The 21,084-nt window shown below is 42.4% G+C and carries 19 protein-coding genes and 1 other RNA gene; 14 read left to right on the top strand and 6 right to left on the bottom strand.

Annotation, left to right across the window (positions count from 1 at the left end; all coding sequences use genetic code 11):
- Positions 1 to 40: 40 nt before the first annotated feature.
- The gene (locus VL121_RS06635) at positions 41 to 1,087 is read right to left on the bottom strand and encodes a nucleoid-associated protein (RefSeq protein WP_325403446.1); all 1,047 of its coding nucleotides are present in this window, start codon (positions 1,085 to 1,087) and stop codon (positions 41 to 43) included.
- Between the two features lie 69 nt (positions 1,088 to 1,156).
- Here VL121_RS06635 and VL121_RS06630 point away from each other — a divergent pair, with 69 nt between their 5' ends.
- The gene (locus tag VL121_RS06630) at positions 1,157 to 3,073 is read left to right on the top strand and encodes an ABC-F family ATP-binding cassette domain-containing protein (protein ID WP_325403444.1); all 1,917 of its coding nucleotides are present in this window, start codon (positions 1,157 to 1,159) and stop codon (positions 3,071 to 3,073) included.
- A 16-nt stretch (positions 3,074 to 3,089) separates the two neighbouring features.
- On the opposite strand, the gene VL121_RS06625 is transcribed toward VL121_RS06630, so the two are convergent.
- Positions 3,090 to 4,739, bottom strand: a complete 1,650-nt coding sequence (locus VL121_RS06625) for a PAS domain-containing sensor histidine kinase (RefSeq protein WP_325403442.1) — start codon at positions 4,737 to 4,739, stop codon at positions 3,090 to 3,092.
- A gap of 107 nt (positions 4,740 to 4,846) precedes the next feature.
- On the opposite strand from VL121_RS06625, the gene VL121_RS06620 reads away from it, so the two are divergent.
- Entirely contained in the window at positions 4,847 to 5,800 is a 954-nt protein-coding gene (locus VL121_RS06620; RefSeq protein WP_325403440.1) for a site-2 protease family protein, read from the top strand.
- A gap of 93 nt (positions 5,801 to 5,893) precedes the next feature.
- Positions 5,894 to 7,162: a peptidase T gene (gene pepT / locus VL121_RS06615; RefSeq protein ID WP_325403438.1), complete on the top strand. Its 1,269-nt coding sequence runs from the start codon at positions 5,894 to 5,896 to the stop codon at positions 7,160 to 7,162.
- 205 nt (positions 7,163 to 7,367) lie between these two features.
- Here pepT and gcvP read toward each other — a convergent pair whose 3' ends face one another.
- The gene (gcvP, locus tag VL121_RS06610; protein ID WP_325403436.1) at positions 7,368 to 10,286 is read right to left on the bottom strand and encodes an aminomethyl-transferring glycine dehydrogenase; all 2,919 of its coding nucleotides are present in this window, start codon (positions 10,284 to 10,286) and stop codon (positions 7,368 to 7,370) included.
- 286 nt (positions 10,287 to 10,572) lie between these two features.
- Between gcvP and VL121_RS06605 the strand changes: the two genes are divergently transcribed.
- Positions 10,573 to 11,625, top strand: a complete 1,053-nt coding sequence (locus VL121_RS06605; protein ID WP_325403433.1) for a polysaccharide deacetylase family protein — start codon at positions 10,573 to 10,575, stop codon at positions 11,623 to 11,625.
- A gap of 72 nt (positions 11,626 to 11,697) precedes the next feature.
- Here VL121_RS06605 and VL121_RS06600 read toward each other — a convergent pair whose 3' ends face one another.
- Positions 11,698 to 11,901, bottom strand: coding sequence for a dodecin family protein (locus VL121_RS06600; RefSeq protein WP_325403431.1), 204 nt, complete (start codon positions 11,899 to 11,901; stop codon positions 11,698 to 11,700).
- A gap of 154 nt (positions 11,902 to 12,055) precedes the next feature.
- Here VL121_RS06600 and VL121_RS06595 point away from each other — a divergent pair, with 154 nt between their 5' ends.
- On the top strand, positions 12,056 to 12,622 hold the full coding sequence (locus VL121_RS06595; RefSeq protein WP_325403429.1) for a DUF6580 family putative transport protein: 567 nt from the start codon (positions 12,056 to 12,058) through the stop codon (positions 12,620 to 12,622).
- Positions 12,623 to 12,641: 19 nt separating this feature from the next.
- Entirely contained in the window at positions 12,642 to 12,998 is a 357-nt protein-coding gene (locus VL121_RS06590) for a YraN family protein (protein ID WP_325403427.1), read from the top strand.
- Here the strand turns inward: VL121_RS06590 and VL121_RS06585 are convergent.
- Complete coding sequence (locus VL121_RS06585) at positions 12,976 to 13,494, bottom strand: YkgJ family cysteine cluster protein (RefSeq protein WP_325403425.1); 519 nt, start codon at positions 13,492 to 13,494, stop codon at positions 12,976 to 12,978. The genes VL121_RS06590 and VL121_RS06585 overlap by 23 nt on opposite strands.
- Before the next feature lie 165 nt (positions 13,495 to 13,659).
- Between VL121_RS06585 and xerD the strand changes: the two genes are divergently transcribed.
- Together xerD and VL121_RS06575 are read left to right on the top strand one after the other, a co-directional pair.
- A complete protein-coding gene (gene xerD / locus VL121_RS06580) occupies positions 13,660 to 14,559 on the top strand; it encodes a site-specific tyrosine recombinase XerD (RefSeq protein ID WP_325403423.1) in 900 nt (299 codons plus the stop codon).
- Between the two features lie 518 nt (positions 14,560 to 15,077).
- Positions 15,078 to 15,845, top strand: a complete 768-nt coding sequence (locus VL121_RS06575) for a hypothetical protein (protein ID WP_325403421.1) — start codon at positions 15,078 to 15,080, stop codon at positions 15,843 to 15,845.
- A 113-nt stretch (positions 15,846 to 15,958) separates the two neighbouring features.
- On the opposite strand, the gene rnpB is transcribed toward VL121_RS06575, so the two are convergent.
- An RNA gene (gene rnpB, locus VL121_RS06570) (RNase P RNA component class A) lies at positions 15,959 to 16,334 on the bottom strand.
- Positions 16,335 to 16,605: 271 nt separating this feature from the next.
- Here rnpB and cmoA point away from each other — a divergent pair.
- The 6 genes from cmoA to VL121_RS06540 all read left to right on the top strand — a co-directional run bounded on the left by cmoA (position 16,606) and on the right by VL121_RS06540 (position 21,044).
- A complete protein-coding gene (cmoA, locus tag VL121_RS06565) occupies positions 16,606 to 17,334 on the top strand; it encodes a carboxy-S-adenosyl-L-methionine synthase CmoA (RefSeq protein WP_325403419.1) in 729 nt (242 codons plus the stop codon).
- 49 nt (positions 17,335 to 17,383) lie between these two features.
- Positions 17,384 to 18,106 carry a methyltransferase family protein gene (locus tag VL121_RS06560; protein ID WP_325403417.1) on the top strand — a complete coding sequence of 241 codons (723 nt, stop codon included), beginning with the start codon at positions 17,384 to 17,386 and terminating at the stop codon, positions 18,104 to 18,106.
- Positions 18,107 to 18,163: 57 nt separating this feature from the next.
- A complete protein-coding gene (locus VL121_RS06555; RefSeq protein WP_325403415.1) occupies positions 18,164 to 19,069 on the top strand; it encodes an AEC family transporter in 906 nt (301 codons plus the stop codon).
- Between the two features lie 23 nt (positions 19,070 to 19,092).
- Positions 19,093 to 20,046, top strand: a complete 954-nt coding sequence (locus VL121_RS06550; RefSeq protein ID WP_325403413.1) for an aldo/keto reductase — start codon at positions 19,093 to 19,095, stop codon at positions 20,044 to 20,046.
- A 135-nt stretch (positions 20,047 to 20,181) separates the two neighbouring features.
- A complete protein-coding gene (locus VL121_RS06545) occupies positions 20,182 to 20,394 on the top strand; it encodes a hypothetical protein (RefSeq protein WP_325403411.1) in 213 nt (70 codons plus the stop codon).
- Positions 20,395 to 20,654: 260 nt separating this feature from the next.
- The gene (locus tag VL121_RS06540; protein ID WP_325403409.1) at positions 20,655 to 21,044 is read left to right on the top strand and encodes a hypothetical protein; all 390 of its coding nucleotides are present in this window, start codon (positions 20,655 to 20,657) and stop codon (positions 21,042 to 21,044) included.
- Positions 21,045 to 21,084 lie beyond the last annotated feature (40 nt).

Genomic DNA, 21,084 nt, shown 5'->3' with positions numbered 1-21,084 from the left:
GCGGCATTTTATACCCGTTGCACTAAGCTGGGCTGTACGCTTAATGCTCCTCATCGAAATAAATTTTATAATACTTTTTCCCCGTCATTTCATCATATCCTTTTTCCATCAAATCACGTCTCCCGTGTATATACACATGAAAGTTCTTATCTAATTTCAGTACACTTTTAAACGCTTTCTGTTGTTTTTTTACAGCCGACAGGTGAATATCAAATTCATCCGGTATTTCAAAATTCCGTGACGCTTCAAAATCCTTTTTGTAGTTCATAAATGTATCCACAACCTCAGGATGGTGTATCACCTCACTGGCAAATTCCTGTATATTAAATTGCTCCTTAGTTTTAAAGTAATCTATAGAACGGTTCAGCATTTCTATCTGATCACTTTTATTTACTTCAAACTTTTCTGCATATTCATTGTTCACAAAGTTTTTGCATAACCCTAAATATTTATCGGTATTATGGTAACTATTGCCATAAGGTTCTATTTGCAGAAAATCATTGACCCAGTACTGCGTATCATTTTGTTTGTTTGCAGTATCCACTGTACACACTTTGTATCCTTCGCCGGCATTACTTTTAAATACAATACAGCCCTTATCTAATTTATTAATATTAATCCCTTCTTCCTGGGCAATTTCCAGGTTTTGTCCGTGCGGAAAAACCTTCAGGAATGTTTCCCTGCTCTCCGATTTAAAAATGCCCAGCGCTGTTGTTTCAACGCCCTCAAAGGGAATATTACTAAAGAGTGCTACATACAATTCTCCCTCTTTTACTTTAACATGTGTGGATTTGCTGTATAAAAACCGGGCCAGCAAATGAGATTGTTCCGCAAAAGAAGCCGGTTCCTCAAATATCTGACCCGCGTACCTGTATACTTCATTCAGGTTTACATCACTCAGGTGTGCAAACCGGTATAATTCATTTTCATTAAAAGCATGCAAAAAGTACCGGGTAAGCATGGCACGCACTACTTCATCATTTAATGTAAGCGGCTGCGCAGATAACTTTAACGCTTCAAACCGGGCAGGGTTTCCTACTTTATGAACAATTACTTTGTCCAGCGATACTCCTTCTATTCCTGTCATGGGCCAAAAATACAAATTACATATCCAGCTAATCGCATAACTGTCTGAACTCTTTTTTATCTTTGCGGGATGCATTATGTTTCTGCTGAAGGGTTAGGGAAGTCTTACGGAATAAAGCCGCTTTTTAAAAACCTGGGTTTTCATATTGAAGAAGGTGATAAGATAGCGTTAATAGCCCGCAATGGTTCGGGTAAATCTACCTTACTTAAAATTATTGCCGGCAAAGAAACGCCGGAAGCGGGGAAATTGTGGGTACATAAAGATGTAACCGTAGCCCTTTTTGAACAGGAACCTTCCTTTATTGATGAATTGTCTGTGCTTGATAACATCTTCCATCACAATCATCCGGTTATGAATGTTATTAAGCAGTATGAAGCGGCAAGCGAAAGTGAGGATGTGGATGCATTGGGAGAAGCCATTATAAAAATGGATGAACTGAATGCCTGGGATTTTGACAGCAAAGTAAAGCAAATCCTCGGCAAGCTTAATATTCACCAGTTTCAGCAAAAAGCAGGTACGCTTTCAGGTGGTCAGCGTAAACGGGTGGCGCTTGCCAGAACCTTGATTGATATAGGTTTTGAGCACAGGCATGTACTCCTTATTATGGATGAGCCTACCAACCATTTGGATGTAGCAACAGTAGAATGGTTAGAGCATTACCTGAACCAGGAAAAAGTAACCTTACTGCTGGTTACACACGACCGCTATTTTTTAGATGCGGTATGCAACGAGATTTGGGAAATGGATGGCAGTGAGCTATATGTATACAAAGGCGATTATGAAAACTATATAGAAAAGAAAGCTGCCCGGCTGGAACAGCAGGCCTCGGGCGTAGACAAAGCGAAAAACCTTTACCGTAAAGAATTAGAATGGATAAGAAAGCAGCCAAAGGCCCGAACAACCAAATCGAAAAGCCGTATTGACGCGTTCGCCGATGTGGAAACCAGGGCCAAACAGCGCATGCAGGATAACCAGGTGCAGTTGCAGGTGAAGATGAGCCGCCTCGGTGGTAAAGTAGCCGAGTTTAAAAAAGTATATAAAGCTTACGGAAGCCATACTATACTAAAAGGCTTTGATTACACCTTTGCAAAAGGCGAAAGAATTGGTATTGTAGGAAAAAACGGGGTAGGAAAATCTACCTTCCTTAATATGCTCCAGGGCATTGAAAAAGCCGACAGCGGAAAAATCAATATTGGAGAAACCATTATTTTTGGATATTATTCCCAGCAGGGCCTGGAAATAAAAGAAGATATGCGGGTGATAGCCTATGTGAAAAATATAGCGGAAAACTTTCCGTTGGCCAATGGCGGAACACTTAGCGCGGCCCAGTTTCTGCAGCTTTTTTTGTTTGACCCCGATCAGCAATATACTTTTATTTCAAAGCTAAGCGGTGGTGAGAAAAAAAGATTATTGCTGCTATCTATACTTTTCCGCAACCCTAATTTTTTGATATTAGATGAGCCTACCAATGACCTTGACCTTCCTACACTGGGCGTGCTGGAAAATTTTTTAAGCGAATACCAGGGTTGCCTCCTGATTGTTTCGCACGACCGCTATTTTATGGACAGGCTCACCGATCATTTATTTGTTTTTGAAGGAAACGGGGAAGTAAGGGATTTTCCCGGAAATTATACACAGTACAGGCTCTGGAAAAAAGCACAGGAAGAGGAAGCCAGGCTACAGCTTGCAGGAAACAGGTTACCGGAAGCCGGAAACCGTATACAGGACACAGGTGCAAAGAAACAAGATGTAATTACTGAAAAAAGAAAACCATCATACAAGGAAAAGCGGGAATTTGAATTACTGCAGAAGGAAATAGAATTGCTGGAAAAGGAGAAAAAGATGATTACAGATAAACTCAGCAGTAATGATTTTCCCTTTGAACAATTACAGCAATTCTCGAACCGCGTAGGCGAGCTGTCGCAGCTATTAGATCATAAGGAATTGCGCTGGCTGGAATTAAGTGAAAAAATGGAAAGTGCTTAAAGTCCAACGCGCCGGGTTATACTTCAAATTCCACATTTAGCACAAATCCTTTCCCCGGTGCGGTATCCATGTTTATTTTCCCCTGGTATAATTCAATCCTGTTGCGTATATTCCTTAACCCCATACCATGACCGTTATCCATAGCAAGGTCAGCGCCTACACCATCATCTGTAATTACCAGTAATACTCTACCATCTACCTGTTCTATATGCACCGTAACATTACGGGCATGCGCGTGTTTTACAATATTATTCAGTTGTTCCTGCACAATGCGGTACAGCATCAGCTTATGCCCGTTCATAAGCCTGGCTTCATCGAGATGATCTATATCAACCCGTATCGTAACAGGCTGCACTTCTTCTATAGCTTCTCCCATGCTGATCAGTGAATGCTCAAGCCCTAATTCGGCAAGCAGGGGCGGGGCAAGATTTTTGGAAAGATTCCTCAGCTCTTCAATTACCTTATCAATATATTCATTGCTTTTTCTGAGCAAACCATCCCTTATCTTGTCATTCGCGATGGAATGCTCAATATACAATTTTACCACTCCCAGCAACTGGTTTACATTATCGTGCAGTTCTTCCGCCAGCTTCTTCCGCTCACTTTCCTGTGTATCCATAACGGTACGGGCTAACTGCCGGCGATATATGATTTCCTTCTCCGCCAGTTGCCGCTGCAGGTTACGCTGTTCTGTAACATCATGCATAGATACAATCAGCCTGAAAGCCCTTCCTTCGGTGTCGCGCAAAATAGAAAAACAATCCGTTATGATTTTATGAGATCCGTCTTTGCATATAAAACGATATTCGTTGTTGATCGTTGTAATATGCGAAATTTGCAGGGCGGCATTCATCTTATCCAATATTTTATCTTTATCTTCCGGATGAATATGTGCCTTCCACCAGGCATATCCCTGTTGCAAATCGGCGTCATCGTATCCAAACAGGAGCTTAATATTGGTATTATAATAAAGCTGACCACTTAGTATATTCCAGTCCCACAACCCTTCCATAGTAGCCATGCTCAGAATATTATACCGTTTCAGGCTTTCTTCTAATTGTTTTTGCTCCTTTCTCCTGTTTGTTATATTTTCTATTACCAGTATAAATACCGCCACTCCGGATTTGTCTCTTACTTCATTAACAGAAATATTGCAAATCAGTTTTTCCCTGCTTTTGCTGGTAATGCCGGCAATGTTTTTCATCCTGTTGAGTTTACCCTGGTTCAGCAGCATATCCCAGTACTCCAGTTCAACGTTATCTTCAGCTTTTATAATTAAGCTATAATGCTGTTTTAACAGCTCCGTTATCTCATATCCCGTTAGTGTGCAAAAGAAAGGGTTGGCATATAGAAATTCTCCCTTATTGTTTAAACGGGCAATGCCCAGGTTGGTTTCAGACAGGATCGTTTCCAGTTCGGTGTGGTTAAAAACAAGGGTATCATACTTTTGAGAAAAGTATTTACTATTGTGCCTGATAATAAGATAGATGGCTAATGCCGTTAAGCTCACGAAAGCTACTCCTTTAAAACTTTGCAGGTAATGATAGCGTCTTATGTTGTTTCCAAAAGCCTGGAGCAGGAGATAATCCGTACAAAGAATCCATATTAATGAGGCAATAAGGAAAAAAACAACAGCTTGAATGGTTGATAACGGGCGTCCTTTCATACAATTAATTTACCGGCAAACCGCACAGCCTGAAATTTATTATTAATTATTCAAATTAATAACTTATTTTTTGATTTAACACGCAATATACGCGGAAACACAGGCTAATGGCAAGTGATCAAATAACAAATGACTCCGGCACACATCATAAAAAACCATTACATCCGGAAGTAACCGGAACCCGGCGGGCTTTGACGATGACAATCATCAGCCTTATCCTTTATATGGGCGTATATTATTATTTTTTCCATAATAATATAAAATGGCTTATAATGCTTACCTCCGTTATTCTTTTACACGAAGCGGGTCATTTTATTGCTATGAAAAGTTTTGGATACAAGGATGTACAGTTGTTTTTTATACCTTTTCTGGGTGCATTTGTTTCGGGTGAACCACGGGTGATTTCCCGGCGGCAACGCGTTATAACCCTGCTGGCAGGACCAGTTCCGGGCATACTGGCCGGGCTGGTGTTTTTTTTGATTTTCCTTCAAAACCATCAGCCTTTGTATTACCAGTTATCATTTGTACTGGTAATGCTCAACGCGTTTAATCTCCTGCCGGCTACACCCTTAGACGGAGGACAGTTGCTTGAAAATATTTTCTTACGGGCAGGAGGGAAAATACAACTGGGTTTCCTTATCCTGTCGGCTGTATTCCTGTTTTGCCTTGCCGTATATACCCGCAACTATTTTATTGTATTTATTGTATGGATAATTGTTATACGTTACCGGAATATCAATACCATCAGGCAGGTTAGAAGTTCGCTGGATAAAGAAGGGCTGCTGTATAATAAAACATTCGGGTCGCTTACCGATGCGGAATATATGGCCATTAGAAAAAGCATGATAGCGCATATTAACGCGTTGAAACAATATGATCCCGGGCTTGTTTCAAACAATGAGGAAACGGTTATTAACTGGCTTAATAAAATACTCATACCACCTGTTCGAAACGATGTTGGCCGCATAGGAAAAATATCTCTTGTTGTACTTTGGGTTATATTGATGGCTATTCCGTTTGTGGTGTACAGCAGGTATGCATCCGGACACATGACGCCATAAAAAACAGTAAGCATCCGGAGGCGGCCGGCGATACAGCATATTTTTTGCTGACCTTTACGGTAATGCGCCGTTTAAAAAGGAAGAAAAAAATTAATGACTTATAAACCCAACGCTATGTTCAGTGATTATGATTTTACGGTAACGGACAGGTTCATGCGCTATGTTCAAACCGACACACAATCGGATCCTCAGTCAGCATCCTTTCCATCAACTGAAAAACAGAAAAATCTTTCGCGCCTGCTGGTAAAGGAATTAGGAGAGATGGGTATTACCGGTGCCGAGCTGGATGAGCATGGATATGTATATGCCACGCTGCCATCCAACACGGGGAAAAAAGCACCGGTTATTTGCTTCTGTTCACATGTAGATACGTCACCTGATTGTACGGGCAAAGGAGTAAAACCGCTTTTACACCGGAATTACAACGGAAAGGATATTGTTTTACCGGACGATGCAGCACAGGTGATCCGCGTAGCCGACCATCCTTATCTTCAACAAAAGAAAGGAGAAGATATTATTACCGCCTCCGGAACCACTTTGCTTGGCGCGGATGATAAAGCGGGAGTGGCGGTGATTATGGATATGGTGCATTTTTTTACCACAAATCCGGAGGTAAAGCATGGCACAATTAAAATATTATTTACGCCCGATGAAGAAATCGGAAGGGGAGTGGATAAAGTGGATTTGAAAAAGTTAGGCGCCGATTTTGGCTATACATTAGATGCAGGCGAACGTGGCGTATTTGAAGATGAGACCTTTTCGGCAGATAGTGTTACCATTACTTTTAATGGTGTGAGCGCACACCCCGGCTATGCTAAAGGTAAAATGGTAAACGCGATAAAAGTGGCTTCCGCTTTCATAGCATCGTTGCCCCAGGATTGGCTGTCTCCCGAAACCACGGAAGGCAGGGAAGGCTTTGTTCATCCGGTTCATATTAACGGCATTGCCGAAAAAGTAAGCATCCAGTTTATTCTGCGCGATTTTATTACAGCAAAATTGCAGGAGTATGCATCCCTGTTACAGCAAAAGGCAGATGAAACGCTTGCACATTTTACCGGGGTTACTGCAACGCTTGAAATAAAAGAGCAATATCGCAATATGAAAGAAATACTGAACAGCCACCCGAAAGTAAGTGCGTATGCCATAGAAGCAATACAAAGAGCAGGAATAGAACCTGTACTGAGCAGTGCAAGAGGCGGAACAGACGGTTCGCGGTTATCGTTCATGGGTTTACCCTGTCCTAACCTGTTTACAGGCGAAATGGCTTTTCATAGCAAGCACGAATATGTGAGCGTGCAGGACATGCAAAAAAGTGTTGAAACCATTGTGCACCTGGCCATGATATGGGAAGAAAAGGGATGAGAATAGGAAATAACATTGAAAGTAATCCCTTTCCTTAATTGCAGGATGTCGTATTGTCCTCAGAGGTGAAAAGTGAGAAGTGAAATATCTCTTTCAGCTTTATCCCCGCCCGGCTGAATGCCATTCGGACGGGCGGGCACTCACTTTTCTCAAAATAATACGGCATATCATGGTTAACTTAACAGTAGGTGTTGTATCTCATCTCTTAATCCTTTTCCGCTTCCATATAACTTTCAACAGGCTCACAGGTACAGATCAGGTTTCTGTCGCCGTAAGTATTGTTTATTCTTGAAACGCTTGGCCAAAATTTATTGTTGGTAATATAAGAAAGCGGGAAAGCGGCTTCCTGCCTGCTGTAAGTATGGTTCCATTCATCGGCGCATATGGTATGCATGGTATGCGGCGCATTTTTAAGCGGGTTATCGGTTTTGCCGGCTGCTCCTGATTCAATGGCTTTAATTTCGTGATAGATGCTGATCAGGGCTTCACAGAACCTGTCTAACTCCGCTTTGTCTTCACTTTCCGTAGGTTCAATCATAATGGTTCCGGCAACGGGGAAGCTCATGGTAGGTGCATGAAAGCCATAGTCCATCAACCGCTTGGCCACATCTTCCGCCTCAATTCCCGAGCTGGTTTTAAAAGGCCGAAGATCTACAATAAATTCGTGGGCACAGGTGCCATTGGCGCCGAGATACAAGATGTCATAATATTTTTGCAGCCTTGCCCTCATATAGTTAGCATTTAAAATGGCATATTCCGTTGCGGCTTTCACGCCTTCCCCTCCCAGTAATTTTATATACGCATAGCTGATCAGCAATATAGATGCCGAACCATAGGGCGCCGCGCTTACTGCTCCACGGGCCTCCGGCAGTAAGGAATAATTTTCTTTAATGGTTCCATTATAATTTTTGATGTGAGCGGGCAGGTAGGCGGCAAGATGCGCTTTAGCACAAATAGGTCCCATACCCGGACCTCCGCCACCATGCGGAATAGCAAAGGTTTTGTGCAGATTAAGATGACATATGTCTGCACCGATGGTTCCCGGTGAGGTTAACCCGCATTGTGCATTCATATTGGCGCCATCCATATACACCTGTCCGCCATTATTGTGTATTACCGCGCATATTTCTTTAATACTTTCTTCAAACACGCCATGCGTGGATGGGTAGGTTACCATCAGCGCGGCAAGCGTATCTTTATATTGTACGGCTTTCTCCTTAAGGTCGGCAACGTCTATATGCCCTTCCTCATCACTCTTTACCACCACTACTTTCATGCCGGCTAATACCGCCGAAGCCGGATTAGTGCCATGAGCAGAGATGGGGATAAGCACTACATTTCTTTTTTCATCGCCGTTGGCCGCATGGTATCTCCTGATGGTAAGCAAGCCGGCATACTCGCCCTGCGCGCCGCTGTTTGGCTGCAGGCTGCAGGCGTCTAACCCTGTAATGGCGCAGAGGTACCGGCTCAATGCATCAGTAATATACGTGTAACCTTTAGCCTGGCAGTCCGGTGCAAAAGGATGTATATGCGCGAACTCCGGCCAACTCACGGGCATCATTTCCGTGGCGGCATTAAGTTTCATGGTGCAGCTTCCCAGGGCAATCATAGAAGTAATAAGAGAAAGGTCTTTATTTTCCAGTAGCCTGATGTAGCGCATCATTTCGCTTTCGCTATGATGGGTATTAAATACCGGATGCGTAAGAAACCTGCTTTTGCGCATGGCATAACCGGGTATGTTGTCGGATAAATCATCTTCACTAAAAGTAAGCGATACCCCGCTGTGTCCGGAGGCTCCCGCAAAAATATAGAGGATGTCGAGTACGTCTTTTTGCGAAGTGGTTTCATCTATAGCAATACCCACATGCTTTTCATCAAAGTACCGGAAATTCACTTCATGCGCTTCCGCTATGGATTTTATTTTTGAAGCGCTGTTTACCTTCACTTTAAGCGTATCAAAATAATAGTGGTTGCTGTTGATATAGCCCAGTTCATTTAATCCGTCTGACAGTTTTTTTGCCAGAGCGGCTATTCTTGTGGCAATGGCCTGCAGCTTTTCCGGTCCATGATATACGGCGTACATTGCCGCCATATTGGCCAGCAGCGCCTGAGCGGTACAAATATTAGAAGTGGCTTTTTCTCTTTTAATGTGCTGTTCTCTTGTTTGTAAAGCCATTCTCAGTGCCCTGTTGCCTTCCGCATCAATGCTTACACCTATTATACGACCGGGCATATTTCTTTTAAACTCTTCCCTGGTAGCAAAAAAAGCGGCATGTGGTCCGCCAAACCCCACAGGTACCCCAAAGCGTTGAGCGGAGCCAATAGCCACATCGGCGCCCAGCTCTCCCGGTGCGGCAAGCAGGGTAAGCGCCAGCAGGTCGGTAGCCATTACTACATACGCGTTAACGGCATGTACTTCATTAATAAAGTTCCGGTAATCATTTACCGATCCGTTATTATCCGGATACTGAACTATAGCGCCAAAAAAACTGTCATCAATATCAGCATGTTCATATGCTCCCAATACCAGTTCCACGCCTATTGGCGCCGACCGGGTAATGAGTACATCAATGGTTTGGGGAAATAAGGCAGTATCTACAAAAAATTTAGGTCTGGCAGGAGCGCCTGCCTTATTATTTACATGATGAAACAGCATAGACATTGCTTCGGCTGCCGCGGTAGCTTCATCCAGCAGTGAAGCGTTCGTAAATGGTAATGCCGTAAGATCAGCAACCACGGTTTGAAAATTAAGCAGGCTTTCTAATCTTCCCTGCGATATTTCCGCCTGGTAAGGTGTATACTGCGTATACCATCCCGGGTTTTCGAAAATGTTCCTTTGTATTACCGAAGGCGTTATTGTTCCGTAGTATCCCTGTCCTATATATGTTTTAAATACCTTATTTAGCGCTGCCGTTTTTTTCAAATCCTGTAAATACTCATATTCATTTTGAGGCGCCGGAAGATCCGGCGCTGAGATGATGCGTATAGAAGAGGGAACCGTTTTTTCAATAAGTTCATTTATTGAAGAAACGCCAATGGTTTCCAGCATTTTTTTTCGGTCGGTTTTATTAGGGCCTATATGCCTGGAACGAAACTCATTTGCCTGTAAATCAAATACATTCATATAAACAGCGTTGAACTTTTTATAAAAAGATGTGCAAATTTAGGACGAAAGCAGCAGATGTAAAGCAGATTGTGCAAAGCCCAGGGCAAACATATCTGATTTTTTTTATGAGAGCGCCGGCATTTCCCGGCAATCATTTTCCTGTACGGTTAGGCAAAGTATTATTACAGGCGGGCGCAGAAGTCTGGTGTAAGCCAATGAACACCTACTGATTCCGGGTTTGGACTGCCGGGTTGAGTATCATTTCCTTATTATGCGCTCCCGGGAGGATAATAATACGGTTTATATGAAACGCTTTTTTACTTTTTTGTTGTTGGCGGCTATCTCCATGAGCGCAACTGCGCAAACGCCCACTTATGCCGAATTGCTGGGTTGGCCAAAAGGCGCCAGGGTTATTATTTTGCATGTTGATGACGCGGGCATGTCGCACGACTCCAACGAAGGCGCAATAAATGCATTAGATAAAGGTGCAGCATCTTCTTTTAGTGTAATGATGCCCTGCCCGTGGGTACCGGAAATAGTGCGGTATATCAGGTCTAACCCCCGCCACGATGGGGGATTGCATCTTACCCTTACTTCCGAATGGAATAACTACCGTTGGCCGCCGCTATCGGGTAAGCCGGCCGTTCCGGGGCTGGTAGATACCGAAGGTGCTATGTGGCCGGAAGCGGAAGACGTGGTGAAACATGCTTCTGCCGGTGAAGTGGATAAAGAGATCAGGGCGCAATTAGACCGGGCGCTGACCATGGGATTCGTACCCACGCATCTCGATTCTCATATGGGTACTTTATTTGCCTCCGAAACTTTTTTGGAAAAATATATCAGGCTGGGCATTGAAAAACAAATACCGGTAATGTTTCCCGGCGGACACAACAGTTACTTAAAGGAAGATATGATGGGCAGGGAAAAGGAAGCGCTGCAAAAAGCCGGTAAATGGACGAAGGACACCCGGCAGAAAGAACCTGAAATGCTGCGAAAGACTGCTGCTACCGGCAAAATGATATGGGATGCCGGCTTGCCCGTATTGGATGATCTGCACATGAACAGCGGCAACTGGAATATACCCGGTAACGCCGGAATATCGGATGCCGCGTTACAACAATTTTACACTCAAAAATACAGCGAAACAATTGGCGCATTAAAGCCGGGACTCACTATGGTAATCATGCATTGCACCCGTCCTTCTGAAACTTTCGGACATATTTCGGGTTCAGGCACAAGGCGCAAGGGCGATATGCTGGCCATGATGGATCCCGCATTTAAAAAATTCCTGCAGCAAAAAGGTATTATCATTACTACCTGGCGCGAAGTAATGGAGAGAAGGAATAAGCTGAAATAAAGATACAGGATAATCCAAATCTCCGGTATCCTTTTATAGATTAAGCGGAGATTTGGATTCCTGCAGCCACCATTAATCATCCAGCCGGAAAGATATCTTGCAGATTACCCCAAACGTAGTCACTTTGCCGTCTTTTACATGTGCTTTGATGTCTTTTACAAAAACCGAATCAATATTACGAACAGTTTTAGAAGCTTCCGTTACAGCGGAACGGATAGCATCGTCAATACTTTTTTCCGAAGAAGCTATTACTTCAATTACTTTTACAATTGGCATACAAACGTGTTTTATAAGTTATTAATCAAAATATATCTTTTTAAAGGTCGTGAAAAATCAATACAATTAAAAATGGGTGTGTGCTTTATTCGCAGAATGTACCCGAGTGGTTTCATCAATTATTACTATTTTTGCCGCAGTTAAAGTTATAATTATGAAAATAAGCAAAAACGTTTTATATATTTTTTTAGCGCTGATCGTGGTTGCAGCCTTATACCGCATTGTACCCGGACGTCCTTATGGGTTTGCGCCGCAAATTGCCATGGCGCTATTTGGAGGAGCGCTTATCAAAGATAGAAAAATGGCTTTTGCACTTCCCGTACTGTCCATGTTCCTGTCTGACGCATTGTTTGAACTGCTGTATTATACGGGGATTTCACCCATGTGGGGGTTTTATGAAGGACAACTAACCAATTACCTGCTGTTTGCATTATTAACGGTAATAGGTTTCTTTATAAAAAAGATTAATGTTATTAATATAGCCGCAGCTTCCTTTGCAGCGCCAACAGTTTATTTTTTAATCTCTAATTTTATGGTATGGCTAAGCGGCACCGGTGGATTTCAGCGTCCTAAAACATGGGATGGCTTAATGATGTCCTTTGCCGATGGACTGCCATTTTACAAAAACTCTGTAGCCGGTACATTATTTTTTGCAGGGCTCTTCTTTGGAGGCTACTATCTTATCAGGCAATATATGCTGAAGCCAAAACTGGCCCAATAAAACCTTTGCTCCTTACGTAATGGCTAACCATAACATTACCGGAAAGAATGGGGAAGCATTAGCGCTTGCTTATTTAATACGGAATCATTTTGTTATGCTGCATACCAACTGGCGCCATTCGCATTACGAAATTGATATCATTGCCCATAAAGGAGAGGTTTTACATTTTATTGAAGTAAAAACCCGCCGTTCCTTAACATACGGTTATCCCGAAGAAAGTGTTACAAAGAAAAAGCTGGAGCACCTCATGAATGGCGCGGAAGCATTTCTTTTCCAATATCCGCAGTGGAAAAGAATACAATACGATATCCTGTCCATCCATCTCTCTAAAAACCGCGACCCGGAATATTTTTTCATTGAAGATGTTTACCTGTAGTAACCAGTAATTTCATTTTTTCAACCATTTTGTAGGTTGCAGGGCAGTAGGCTATATTTTGTTTGTGTACATGCATATAGTCTACCATCTTTTTTTTGGTAAGGTGCGGAAAGCCGGAGCAATCGGCAGGGCGCACAGCGTAAATGCTGCACATATTAGTGGTGAGATCAAGAAACTGGCAGGGTTGCCGCTTATTCATCCAGTCGCCGTCCTTCTTATCATAATACAGCCACTTTTCTTTGAAAGCCCTGCCTGTCATTCCAAGGTGCGTTGAAATTCGTTTAATATCCTTTGGTGTATAGGTAGGACTCATTGTTTTACAACAGTTAGCGCAGCTCAGGCAGTCCGTTTCTCTCCACACAGCTTTATCAACCTGCAGGGTAAGAGCGTCTAACTTACGGGGAGGTTTTTTTTCAAGCCTGGTTAAAAATGCGCTTAATTTTTTTTTATGGTACCTCACTTTTTGTTTAAATGACCTCAGGTTAATTGCCTGCATAATCTGTTCAATATTAAAGACCGAAAGTAAGCGTTAATTCAATTCAATTTTCCGGGCCAATTAAAATGTGTATATCTGTTTGGCAATGGCGTACGTGATTTTACCTGATATTTGTGTTTAACTTTTACGGCTATATTGTTACAGGCTTATTGAAACGCGTTATGTATGTGGGATGATATAAAAAAGGGTTTCAGGAGTTACCTGCTGTTAGAAAAATCGCTTAGCGTAAACTCTATAGAAGCTTACCTGAGGGATATTGAAAAGCTAACGCAATACCTGCAGTTGCATCGTACCCTTAAAACACCGGCGGAGATTGAATTAAAAGATCTGCAGCAATTTGTAAAGTGGATCGCCGGGCTGAATATGACTGCCGCTTCGCAGGCAAGGATCATTTCGGGGCTTAAGGCTTTTTATAAATACTGTCTTTTAGAAAAAATAACCGTAAAGGACCCTACCTTATTATTATCATCGCCCAAATTAAAACGGGCATTACCCGATACCCTGAGTTTTGAGGAGATTGAAACAATTATTGCACAAATTGACCTGAGTAAACCCGAAGGCGTTAGAAACAAAGCATTGATAGAAATTATGTATAGCTGCGGACTCCGGGTGAGCGAAGTAGTACAACTTAAATTATCGAACCTGTATTGGGATGCTGGTTTTATAAAGGTAACCGGTAAGGGAGATAAGGAACGATTGGTGCCCATAGGCAGCGAAGCGGTTAAACATATTAATATATACCGCGAAAACATACGGGTGCATCTTGCTATTAAAAAAGGGGAGGAGGACATGTTGTTCCTGAACAGGAGGGGCAGGCGGATGACCAGAGTTATGATCTTTCTTATTATTAAGGAACTGGCTCAAAAAGCCGGCATCATTAAAAATATTTCCCCTCATACTTTCCGCCACTCTTTTGCCACCCATCTTGTTGAAGGGGGAGCCGATTTAAGGGCAGTGCAGGAAATGCTGGGCCATGAAAGCATTACCACTACAGAGATTTATACCCATCTCAACAACGATTATCTGCGCGATACCCTCCAGCGCTTTCACCCTGGTTTCCATTAGTTGTTCATAATTATTTAACATTCATTCCTGCCCAAAAATGTAACAAACAGGAAAGGTTTGCGTTTTAATGCTGTCTATATGAAAAAACCAGTTCTTTGAATATTTTTCAGCAAAAGCGACTAATTATGTTAAAATAAAGCTTATTTACGGTTATCATATGCCGCTTTTTAGAGATTATTTATAAAAACGATAGTAAATGAATTTGTAAACCCGCAAAAAAGCTGTAGCTTTGCGGCTCAAACAGGAACCTGATATTAACTCTTGCTTGCAGATGACTATAAAAATAGTCTCTCCGTCTTTTTAAAAGTTTTCTTCGGACTTAAACTTAAAACTTTCCCACAGGTTCAAATCACGTCACTAACGGTATTGCCATTATTTTTTGAGGATTAAAAACAAAAATGACCATTCATCATCGTTTAGAACCATACATGGTATTATGCATTGCATAGTAGCTGCTTAAGGATATATCTTTGTATGGTAAACATGATTAACAAACAAACAATTAAACAACAATAGTTATGAAAAGGAAGAGTGAAACGGACCGGAAGGCAGGAAACAGGCCAAAAGAAAAGAGCCAAACGTTCAAAAATGTTTTCAGCAAGTCTGCCTCTATGTTGCTGGTAACAATAATGGGATTGAGTGCCATGTCTTTTGTTCAGGACGACTCCTTTGTAAATGGCAGGGATACCAATCAAAGCGCGGCAAAAGTAAAGCACATGGCAGCACCCAACAATGAAACATGTTGCGTAACAACAGTGGCATCTCCGGGAGATGGCGTTAACACCGCTTATTTTATCAGTACGCCCGGCAAAAAAGCCATGTACAAAGCCGATAACGAAACCATCGTTGCATTTATATCTGACGTAAAAGAAAGAAGGATATGGAATATGAACAGGGTAAATGCCAGCGCTAAAGCTGATAAAGAAATGTATTTTAATTTTATGCTTGGCGCTATTTATCCTTCAAATATTGTAGCTGCTGAAGCCGATAAAGAGATGAGCAGCAATTTTGTAGATGATATTGTGCATGTAGTTGCTTTTACAGCGAATGCTGCTGCCAGGGCAGATGAAGAAGTAGCCGGTAATTTTATAGCAGCAAACCTGCCTGTTACAATAGCAAAGCCAACTGTTGAGCAGATGGTGAAAGCAGATGCAGCAGTAATAGCGGCTTTTGAAAATGCCAATCATCCTGTAATCAGTGTGCCATCAGCAACAGCGGCACAAAAGGCCGATCAGGAAGTAATGCAAAATTATATATTGCCCGTTAAGTTAACGGTATCGAAATAAGTATACTTTTTTGGATAATTAGTGTGTGGTTATAGTTTTGATCAGAAAAAACCGGTAGTGTTACCGGTTTTTTTGTATAAAAAGGATAGCCCGGTTAAGAACTATCCTAATTACATTACTGTAAGCCGGTAAGCCGGATTCTGTCGGGTGCTATCATTTATCTGGCCTGGTCATTACTGAACAGATCTATCTGCTTACCCTTCCCGATATTTCTGTAAAGGAAATTTTGCCGGGCCGGCAAAAGATCGGGATATACATAGCATTTCAGCACACAAGGTTTACCCATTATATATGTTGCCATATATAATTGTGAGCTTTTACCTCACATTTTCACCCTTACCCGGTTGTTACCGGGCGGTTATTTTCTGTGGCACTGTCTGTTGCCGCCGAAGCGGCACCCGGCTGTTAACCGGTGTGTTGCCCTGTGCTGTCCGGACTTTCCTCATCATTTTGCCAAAGACAAAATAACGCGATAGCATAGTTTACAGCAAATACAAAGGTAGGTGTTGCGGTTTATAAAATAAATCCTGTGCTTCAATAGTGGCTTCTATATTTTGGGTATGTGCTTTTCTTTTACCTGGATGCAGGTAAAAACATGCTGTTTAAATATGCTGCTTTAAAGGAGTGCTAAATTATTTTTCAGAAATCTTCGCCTATCGCAATAAGGAGCGATGCAGCATAGTATATTTGTTGATATTTTTTACCGGGTGGGCATCACGCGTTCTCCTGTTCATTTAACCAGATACTTATTGATTATTCTATGCCGGAAGACCAGTTTTTTAAAGATGAAATAAAAAAGCCTGCCGATTTTAAATTTGGCGCAGGGGTTGCTAATGTGTTTGATGACATGGTAAACCGTTCGGTACCTTACTATGGTGAAATGCAGCGTATGATTGCCGAGCTGGCAGCCGACCATGCCAAAACGGGGGGGCTGGTATACGATTTGGGCTGTTCTACAGGAACTACCATGATTGGTATGAATACCATGGTTAGTAATGATATAAAATTTGTGGGTATTGACGATTCGTCTGAAATGCTCAAAAAGTGCGAAAGCAAATTACAGGAGGCCGGTTTTACGAGGAAATATGAACTGGTTTGTGCCGATATCAGCAGCAACGTTGAAATAACCAATGCCGATGTAATAGTGCTTTGCCTGACCATGCAGTTTGTGCGTCCCATGCACAGGGCGCGGTTGCTCCAAAGAATTTTTGATGGCATGAACCCCGGGGGTGCGTTAATACTGGTGGAAAAGATACTCGCGGAAGACAGCCACTTTAACCGCGATTTTATTACTTATTATTATAATTATAAACGGCGCAACAGCTACAGCGAGCTGGAAATATCCCAGAAAAGGGAAGCGCTCGAAAATGTGCTTATACCCTATAAACTTAGTGAAAACACAGGAATGCTTAAGGATGCTGGGTTTGCCCATTGCGAATTGTTTTTTAAATGGTACAATTTTACAGGCATTATCGCCATCAAAAAATAAAGTATCCTTACCACTTTCACTTTTACCGGGTTTCAATTTTTAAACATATATGATAGCAATCGGCAATTTCTTTTTCAGGTACCGCAACTGGATTTTTATTCTTTTTTACGCGGCGCTTTTTATCCCTTCACGGCCTTTGTTTTCTGAAGAAATATTTGGGGGGTGCTATTATTGCTGGCCCATCTGCCTGGGTTTACTTATCACGGTTTCCGGACAATTAATCAGGGGAGCAACAATAGGACTGGCCTATATTGTACGCGGCGGCAGCCAGGGAAAGCCTTATGCGGAAGGACTCGTTACGGATGGTATTTTTAATCATTGCCGTAATCCTTTGTATGTGGGTAATATTTTAATGTTACTGGGTGTGGGCATTTTAGCCAACTCCTTATTGTATATAGCGGTAGTCATTCCTGTATTTTTATTTATCTACCAGTCTATTGTGCTGGCAGAAGAAAATTTTTTACGTGGTAAGTTCGGTACGGGGTTCGATGCTTATTGTAAAAGCGTAAACCGGTGGATACCGCGTATAAGCGGTATGGGTAAAACATTCGGCAGCATGAAATTCAACTGGCGCCGCTGGATATTGAAGGAATACAATACCCAGTATGTATGGCTGTCGGGTATAACGCTTATCCTGTTACTGAAATATCCCGCGCTTACGGGAAATAATCCGGAATGCCGCAATACGCTTCTTGCTGCTATTTTGCCGGTGCTGCTATTGCTTTATCTTTTGGTACGCTACCTGAAAAAATCAGGCAAAATGAAGGAGTAAGGCTTCTTTACGTTCAGGGATAGGGTACCCGGTTCCTGCTATTAATTGCGATGTGGCATGTCAAATTTTTTATTGATAGGTATTTGTATACTCGTGGGTTTAATACTGCGCAGGTATACAAAACTTCCCGGCGATGCGCATAAAGGGGTGAACGCGCTGATCATTAACCTGGCATTGCCTGCCGTATCTTTTAAATACCTTCCCCATTTACAGTGGACCAAAGCCATGATACTGCCGGCTATGATGCCCGTTGTGGTATGGCTGTGCGGATGGCTGTATATAAAAGTATATGCATCCAAAGCGGGGCTGGACAAGCAAACAGAAAGCGGTTTGAAACTGGTAACCGGATTAAGCAATACTTCTTTTGTAGGTTTTCCGCTGGTGGCGGCTTACTTTAGTGATGATGCCCTGGGCATTGCCGTTATTTGCGACCAGGTTAGTTTTATGCTGCTTGCCACCGCGGGTATTGTGGTAGCAATGAACGCTTCGGAAAAACATACGCTATCGGCGGCTATGGTAGCCAGGAAAGTAATTTCATTTCCCCCCTTTATAGCATGTGTGGCGGCTTTAATACTTCCTTTGTTCGTTAATCTTTCTCCGCTTGACCCTTTATTTGATAAGCTGGCTGCAACGGTAGCGCCGCTGGCGTTATTTTCTATAGGGCTGCAAATGAAATTTGACGGCTGGCGCCACCAGGTAAAGCATCTGTCTGTTTCCCTCCTGTATAAGCTGGTGCTGGCGCCTTTTATTATATACGGTATTGCCTGTTTATTTGAAATGCGGGGAATTATTCCGCAGATCAGCATTTTTGAAGCGGCCATGCCTTCCTTCCTTACCGCCGGAATTGTAGCGAGTGAATATAATCTTAATCCCAAACTCTCCAGTCTGGTAGTAGGCATCAGTATATTCGTTTCTTTTTTTACCACTGCCCTCTGGTACCTTATTATAGTAACTTTGCAATAGTTTCATTTTAAAAGAACAATACTATGATAACGTACAGGCAGTTAGGTAATACGGATTTAAAGATCGCGCCCCTTATTTTTGGCGGTAATGTATTTGGATGGACCATTGATGAAAAAAAATCTTTCGCGTTGTTAGACGCTTTTTCAGCCGCAGGATTTAATGGCGTGGATACAGCAGACAGCTACAGCCGCTGGGCACCGGGCAATAAAGGAGGAGAGAGCGAAACGATTATTGGAAAATGGATGAGGCAAAATGGCAATCGTGAAAAGATCATCATATCAACGAAAGTGGGTTCAGATATGGGACAGGGACATAAGGATGTTTCAAAAAATTATATCCTGAAAGCTGTAGAGGATTCGCTGACACGCCTGCAAACCGATTATATTGATCTTTACCAAACGCACTGGGATAATGAAAACACACCCGTGGAAGAAACGCTGGAAGCTTATGACCAGTTAGTAAAACAGGGAAAAGTGAGATGGATCGGCGCTTCCAACCTGTCACCCGAACGTTTAACAGCTTCTCTTTCGGCAAGTAAAGAACACCATTACCCCGCTTACCAAACATTGCAGCCCGAATATAATTTATACGATCGTGAAAAATTTGAAAAGCACTATCAGCCCATTTGCATAGCGCACAATCTCAGCGTGATTAATTATTATTCACTGGCTTCGGGTTTTCTTTCAGGCAAATACCGCTCCGAAGCCGACCTGGGCAAAAGCAGCAGGGGAGGAGGGATTAAGAAATACTTGAATGAGCGCGGGTTTAAAATACTGGCAGCATTAGACAGCATATCGGCTCTTCATCAAACAGTGCCGGCAAGTGTGGCTATAGCCTGGTTACTACAGCAACCCACCATTGCCGCACCTATTGCCAGCGCTACCGGCATGGAACAACTCCATGCACTCATAGCTGCAGCCACACTGCAGTTAAGTGAAGCAGACCGGAAAGTATTAAATGAAGCGAGCGCCTGGTAAAGCGTACAGAGCAGGAAAGCTTCTCCCCAAAGATTAATATACGGGGGAATCTTTTCTACAACCATGCCTTTAGCATGATCTGAGATCATTTGGCAGGTTATTTGAAATATGGTGAACATACTAAACAAATAATAGATGAAAACCCTTGGACTTATTTTAATCGTTGCCGGAATATTGATGCTGATCTTTCGTGGCTTTAGTTTTACCAAAGAAAAAAACATAATTGACGCCGGCCCCATACAACTGAATGCCAAAGAAAAGAAAAACGTAAGCTGGCCCATGTATGCCGGAGGTATAGCTGTTGCAGCGGGTGTGGTTGTTTTACTGGCAGGCAGAAAAAAAGCATAACAATAACAAAAGCCGTTGCGGTTCTGATAACACCATAGGGTAAACCTGCTGCTAAAACAACCATAGCACAGGGGAAATACCCGATAATATATTTTTTAATCCATACACTATTGATAAAAAGTGAGATTTTACATCTCACTTTTTTGTTTAGGCATTGCCGGTTTAAATGCTCCTGCATTTGATAAGGATTACATAGCGGCATGACTTTAATCACTTTTTGATTTTTAGTTTGGAGTACTTTTGACCAAATTAAAAACATAATGTTAAAACAATGCAGTGCTGCTGTTTTACTGTTGTCATTTATGGCGCAGGTATTAAGCAGTCCCTTTATTGTTTTTGATTATTATGTGAACACAGCGGCTTATGCAAAAAACTGCATTAATAAAGCCAGAACTGAGCTGCACTGCAATGGTAAATGCCAGATGGCAAAAGAGCTGAAACAACAGGAAGAAAGAGAGCAGCAAAGCCCTGCCGGGGAAAACAATTATAAAAGTCCGGTGTTTCTTTTTTCAAAATCCTGGTTCACCTCCGCTCCGGCTGTATTGCTATCTGTATTTGTAAGCCGTTTCCCCGTTTTCCAGGATACCCGTACAAAAGATGTATCGCTCCCGGTTTTTCATCCCCCCGCCATTCAGCTGAACCAGATGTAGCCATTCCTTACAGCATATCATAAGCTGTAAAGTATTTCCC

The organism is Agriterribacter sp., from assembly GCF_035497235.1.
Lineage (GTDB): Bacteria > Bacteroidota > Bacteroidia > Chitinophagales > Chitinophagaceae > Agriterribacter.
Note: the sequence above shows the minus strand (reverse complement) of the source record. Positions and strands in the feature narration are given on the sequence as shown.

Bases quoted from the DNA above. Each gene is read 5' to 3' on its own strand.
- VL121_RS06635 (WP_325403446.1), bottom strand. From the start codon at position 1,087: ATGACAGGAATAGAAGGAGTATCGCTGGACAAAGTAATTGTTCATAAA.
- VL121_RS06630 (WP_325403444.1), top strand. From the start codon at position 1,157: ATGCATTATGTTTCTGCTGAAGGGTTAGGGAAGTCTTACGGAATAAAG.
- VL121_RS06625 (WP_325403442.1), bottom strand. From the start codon at position 4,739: ATGAAAGGACGCCCGTTATCAACCATTCAAGCTGTTGTTTTTTTCCTT.
- VL121_RS06620 (WP_325403440.1), top strand. From the start codon at position 4,847: ATGGCAAGTGATCAAATAACAAATGACTCCGGCACACATCATAAAAAA.
- pepT (WP_325403438.1), top strand. From the start codon at position 5,894: ATGACTTATAAACCCAACGCTATGTTCAGTGATTATGATTTTACGGTA.
- gcvP (WP_325403436.1), bottom strand. From the start codon at position 10,286: ATGAATGTATTTGATTTACAGGCAAATGAGTTTCGTTCCAGGCATATA.
- VL121_RS06605 (WP_325403433.1), top strand. From the start codon at position 10,573: ATGAAACGCTTTTTTACTTTTTTGTTGTTGGCGGCTATCTCCATGAGC.
- VL121_RS06600 (WP_325403431.1), bottom strand. From the start codon at position 11,901: ATGCCAATTGTAAAAGTAATTGAAGTAATAGCTTCTTCGGAAAAAAGT.
- VL121_RS06595 (WP_325403429.1), top strand. From the start codon at position 12,056: ATGAAAATAAGCAAAAACGTTTTATATATTTTTTTAGCGCTGATCGTG.
- VL121_RS06590 (WP_325403427.1), top strand. From the start codon at position 12,642: ATGGCTAACCATAACATTACCGGAAAGAATGGGGAAGCATTAGCGCTT.
- VL121_RS06585 (WP_325403425.1), bottom strand. From the start codon at position 13,494: ATGCAGGCAATTAACCTGAGGTCATTTAAACAAAAAGTGAGGTACCAT.
- xerD (WP_325403423.1), top strand. From the start codon at position 13,660: ATGTGGGATGATATAAAAAAGGGTTTCAGGAGTTACCTGCTGTTAGAA.
- VL121_RS06575 (WP_325403421.1), top strand. From the start codon at position 15,078: ATGAAAAGGAAGAGTGAAACGGACCGGAAGGCAGGAAACAGGCCAAAA.
- cmoA (WP_325403419.1), top strand. From the start codon at position 16,606: ATGCCGGAAGACCAGTTTTTTAAAGATGAAATAAAAAAGCCTGCCGAT.
- VL121_RS06560 (WP_325403417.1), top strand. From the start codon at position 17,384: ATGATAGCAATCGGCAATTTCTTTTTCAGGTACCGCAACTGGATTTTT.
- VL121_RS06555 (WP_325403415.1), top strand. From the start codon at position 18,164: ATGTCAAATTTTTTATTGATAGGTATTTGTATACTCGTGGGTTTAATA.
- VL121_RS06550 (WP_325403413.1), top strand. From the start codon at position 19,093: ATGATAACGTACAGGCAGTTAGGTAATACGGATTTAAAGATCGCGCCC.
- VL121_RS06545 (WP_325403411.1), top strand. From the start codon at position 20,182: ATGAAAACCCTTGGACTTATTTTAATCGTTGCCGGAATATTGATGCTG.
- VL121_RS06540 (WP_325403409.1), top strand. From the start codon at position 20,655: ATGTTAAAACAATGCAGTGCTGCTGTTTTACTGTTGTCATTTATGGCG.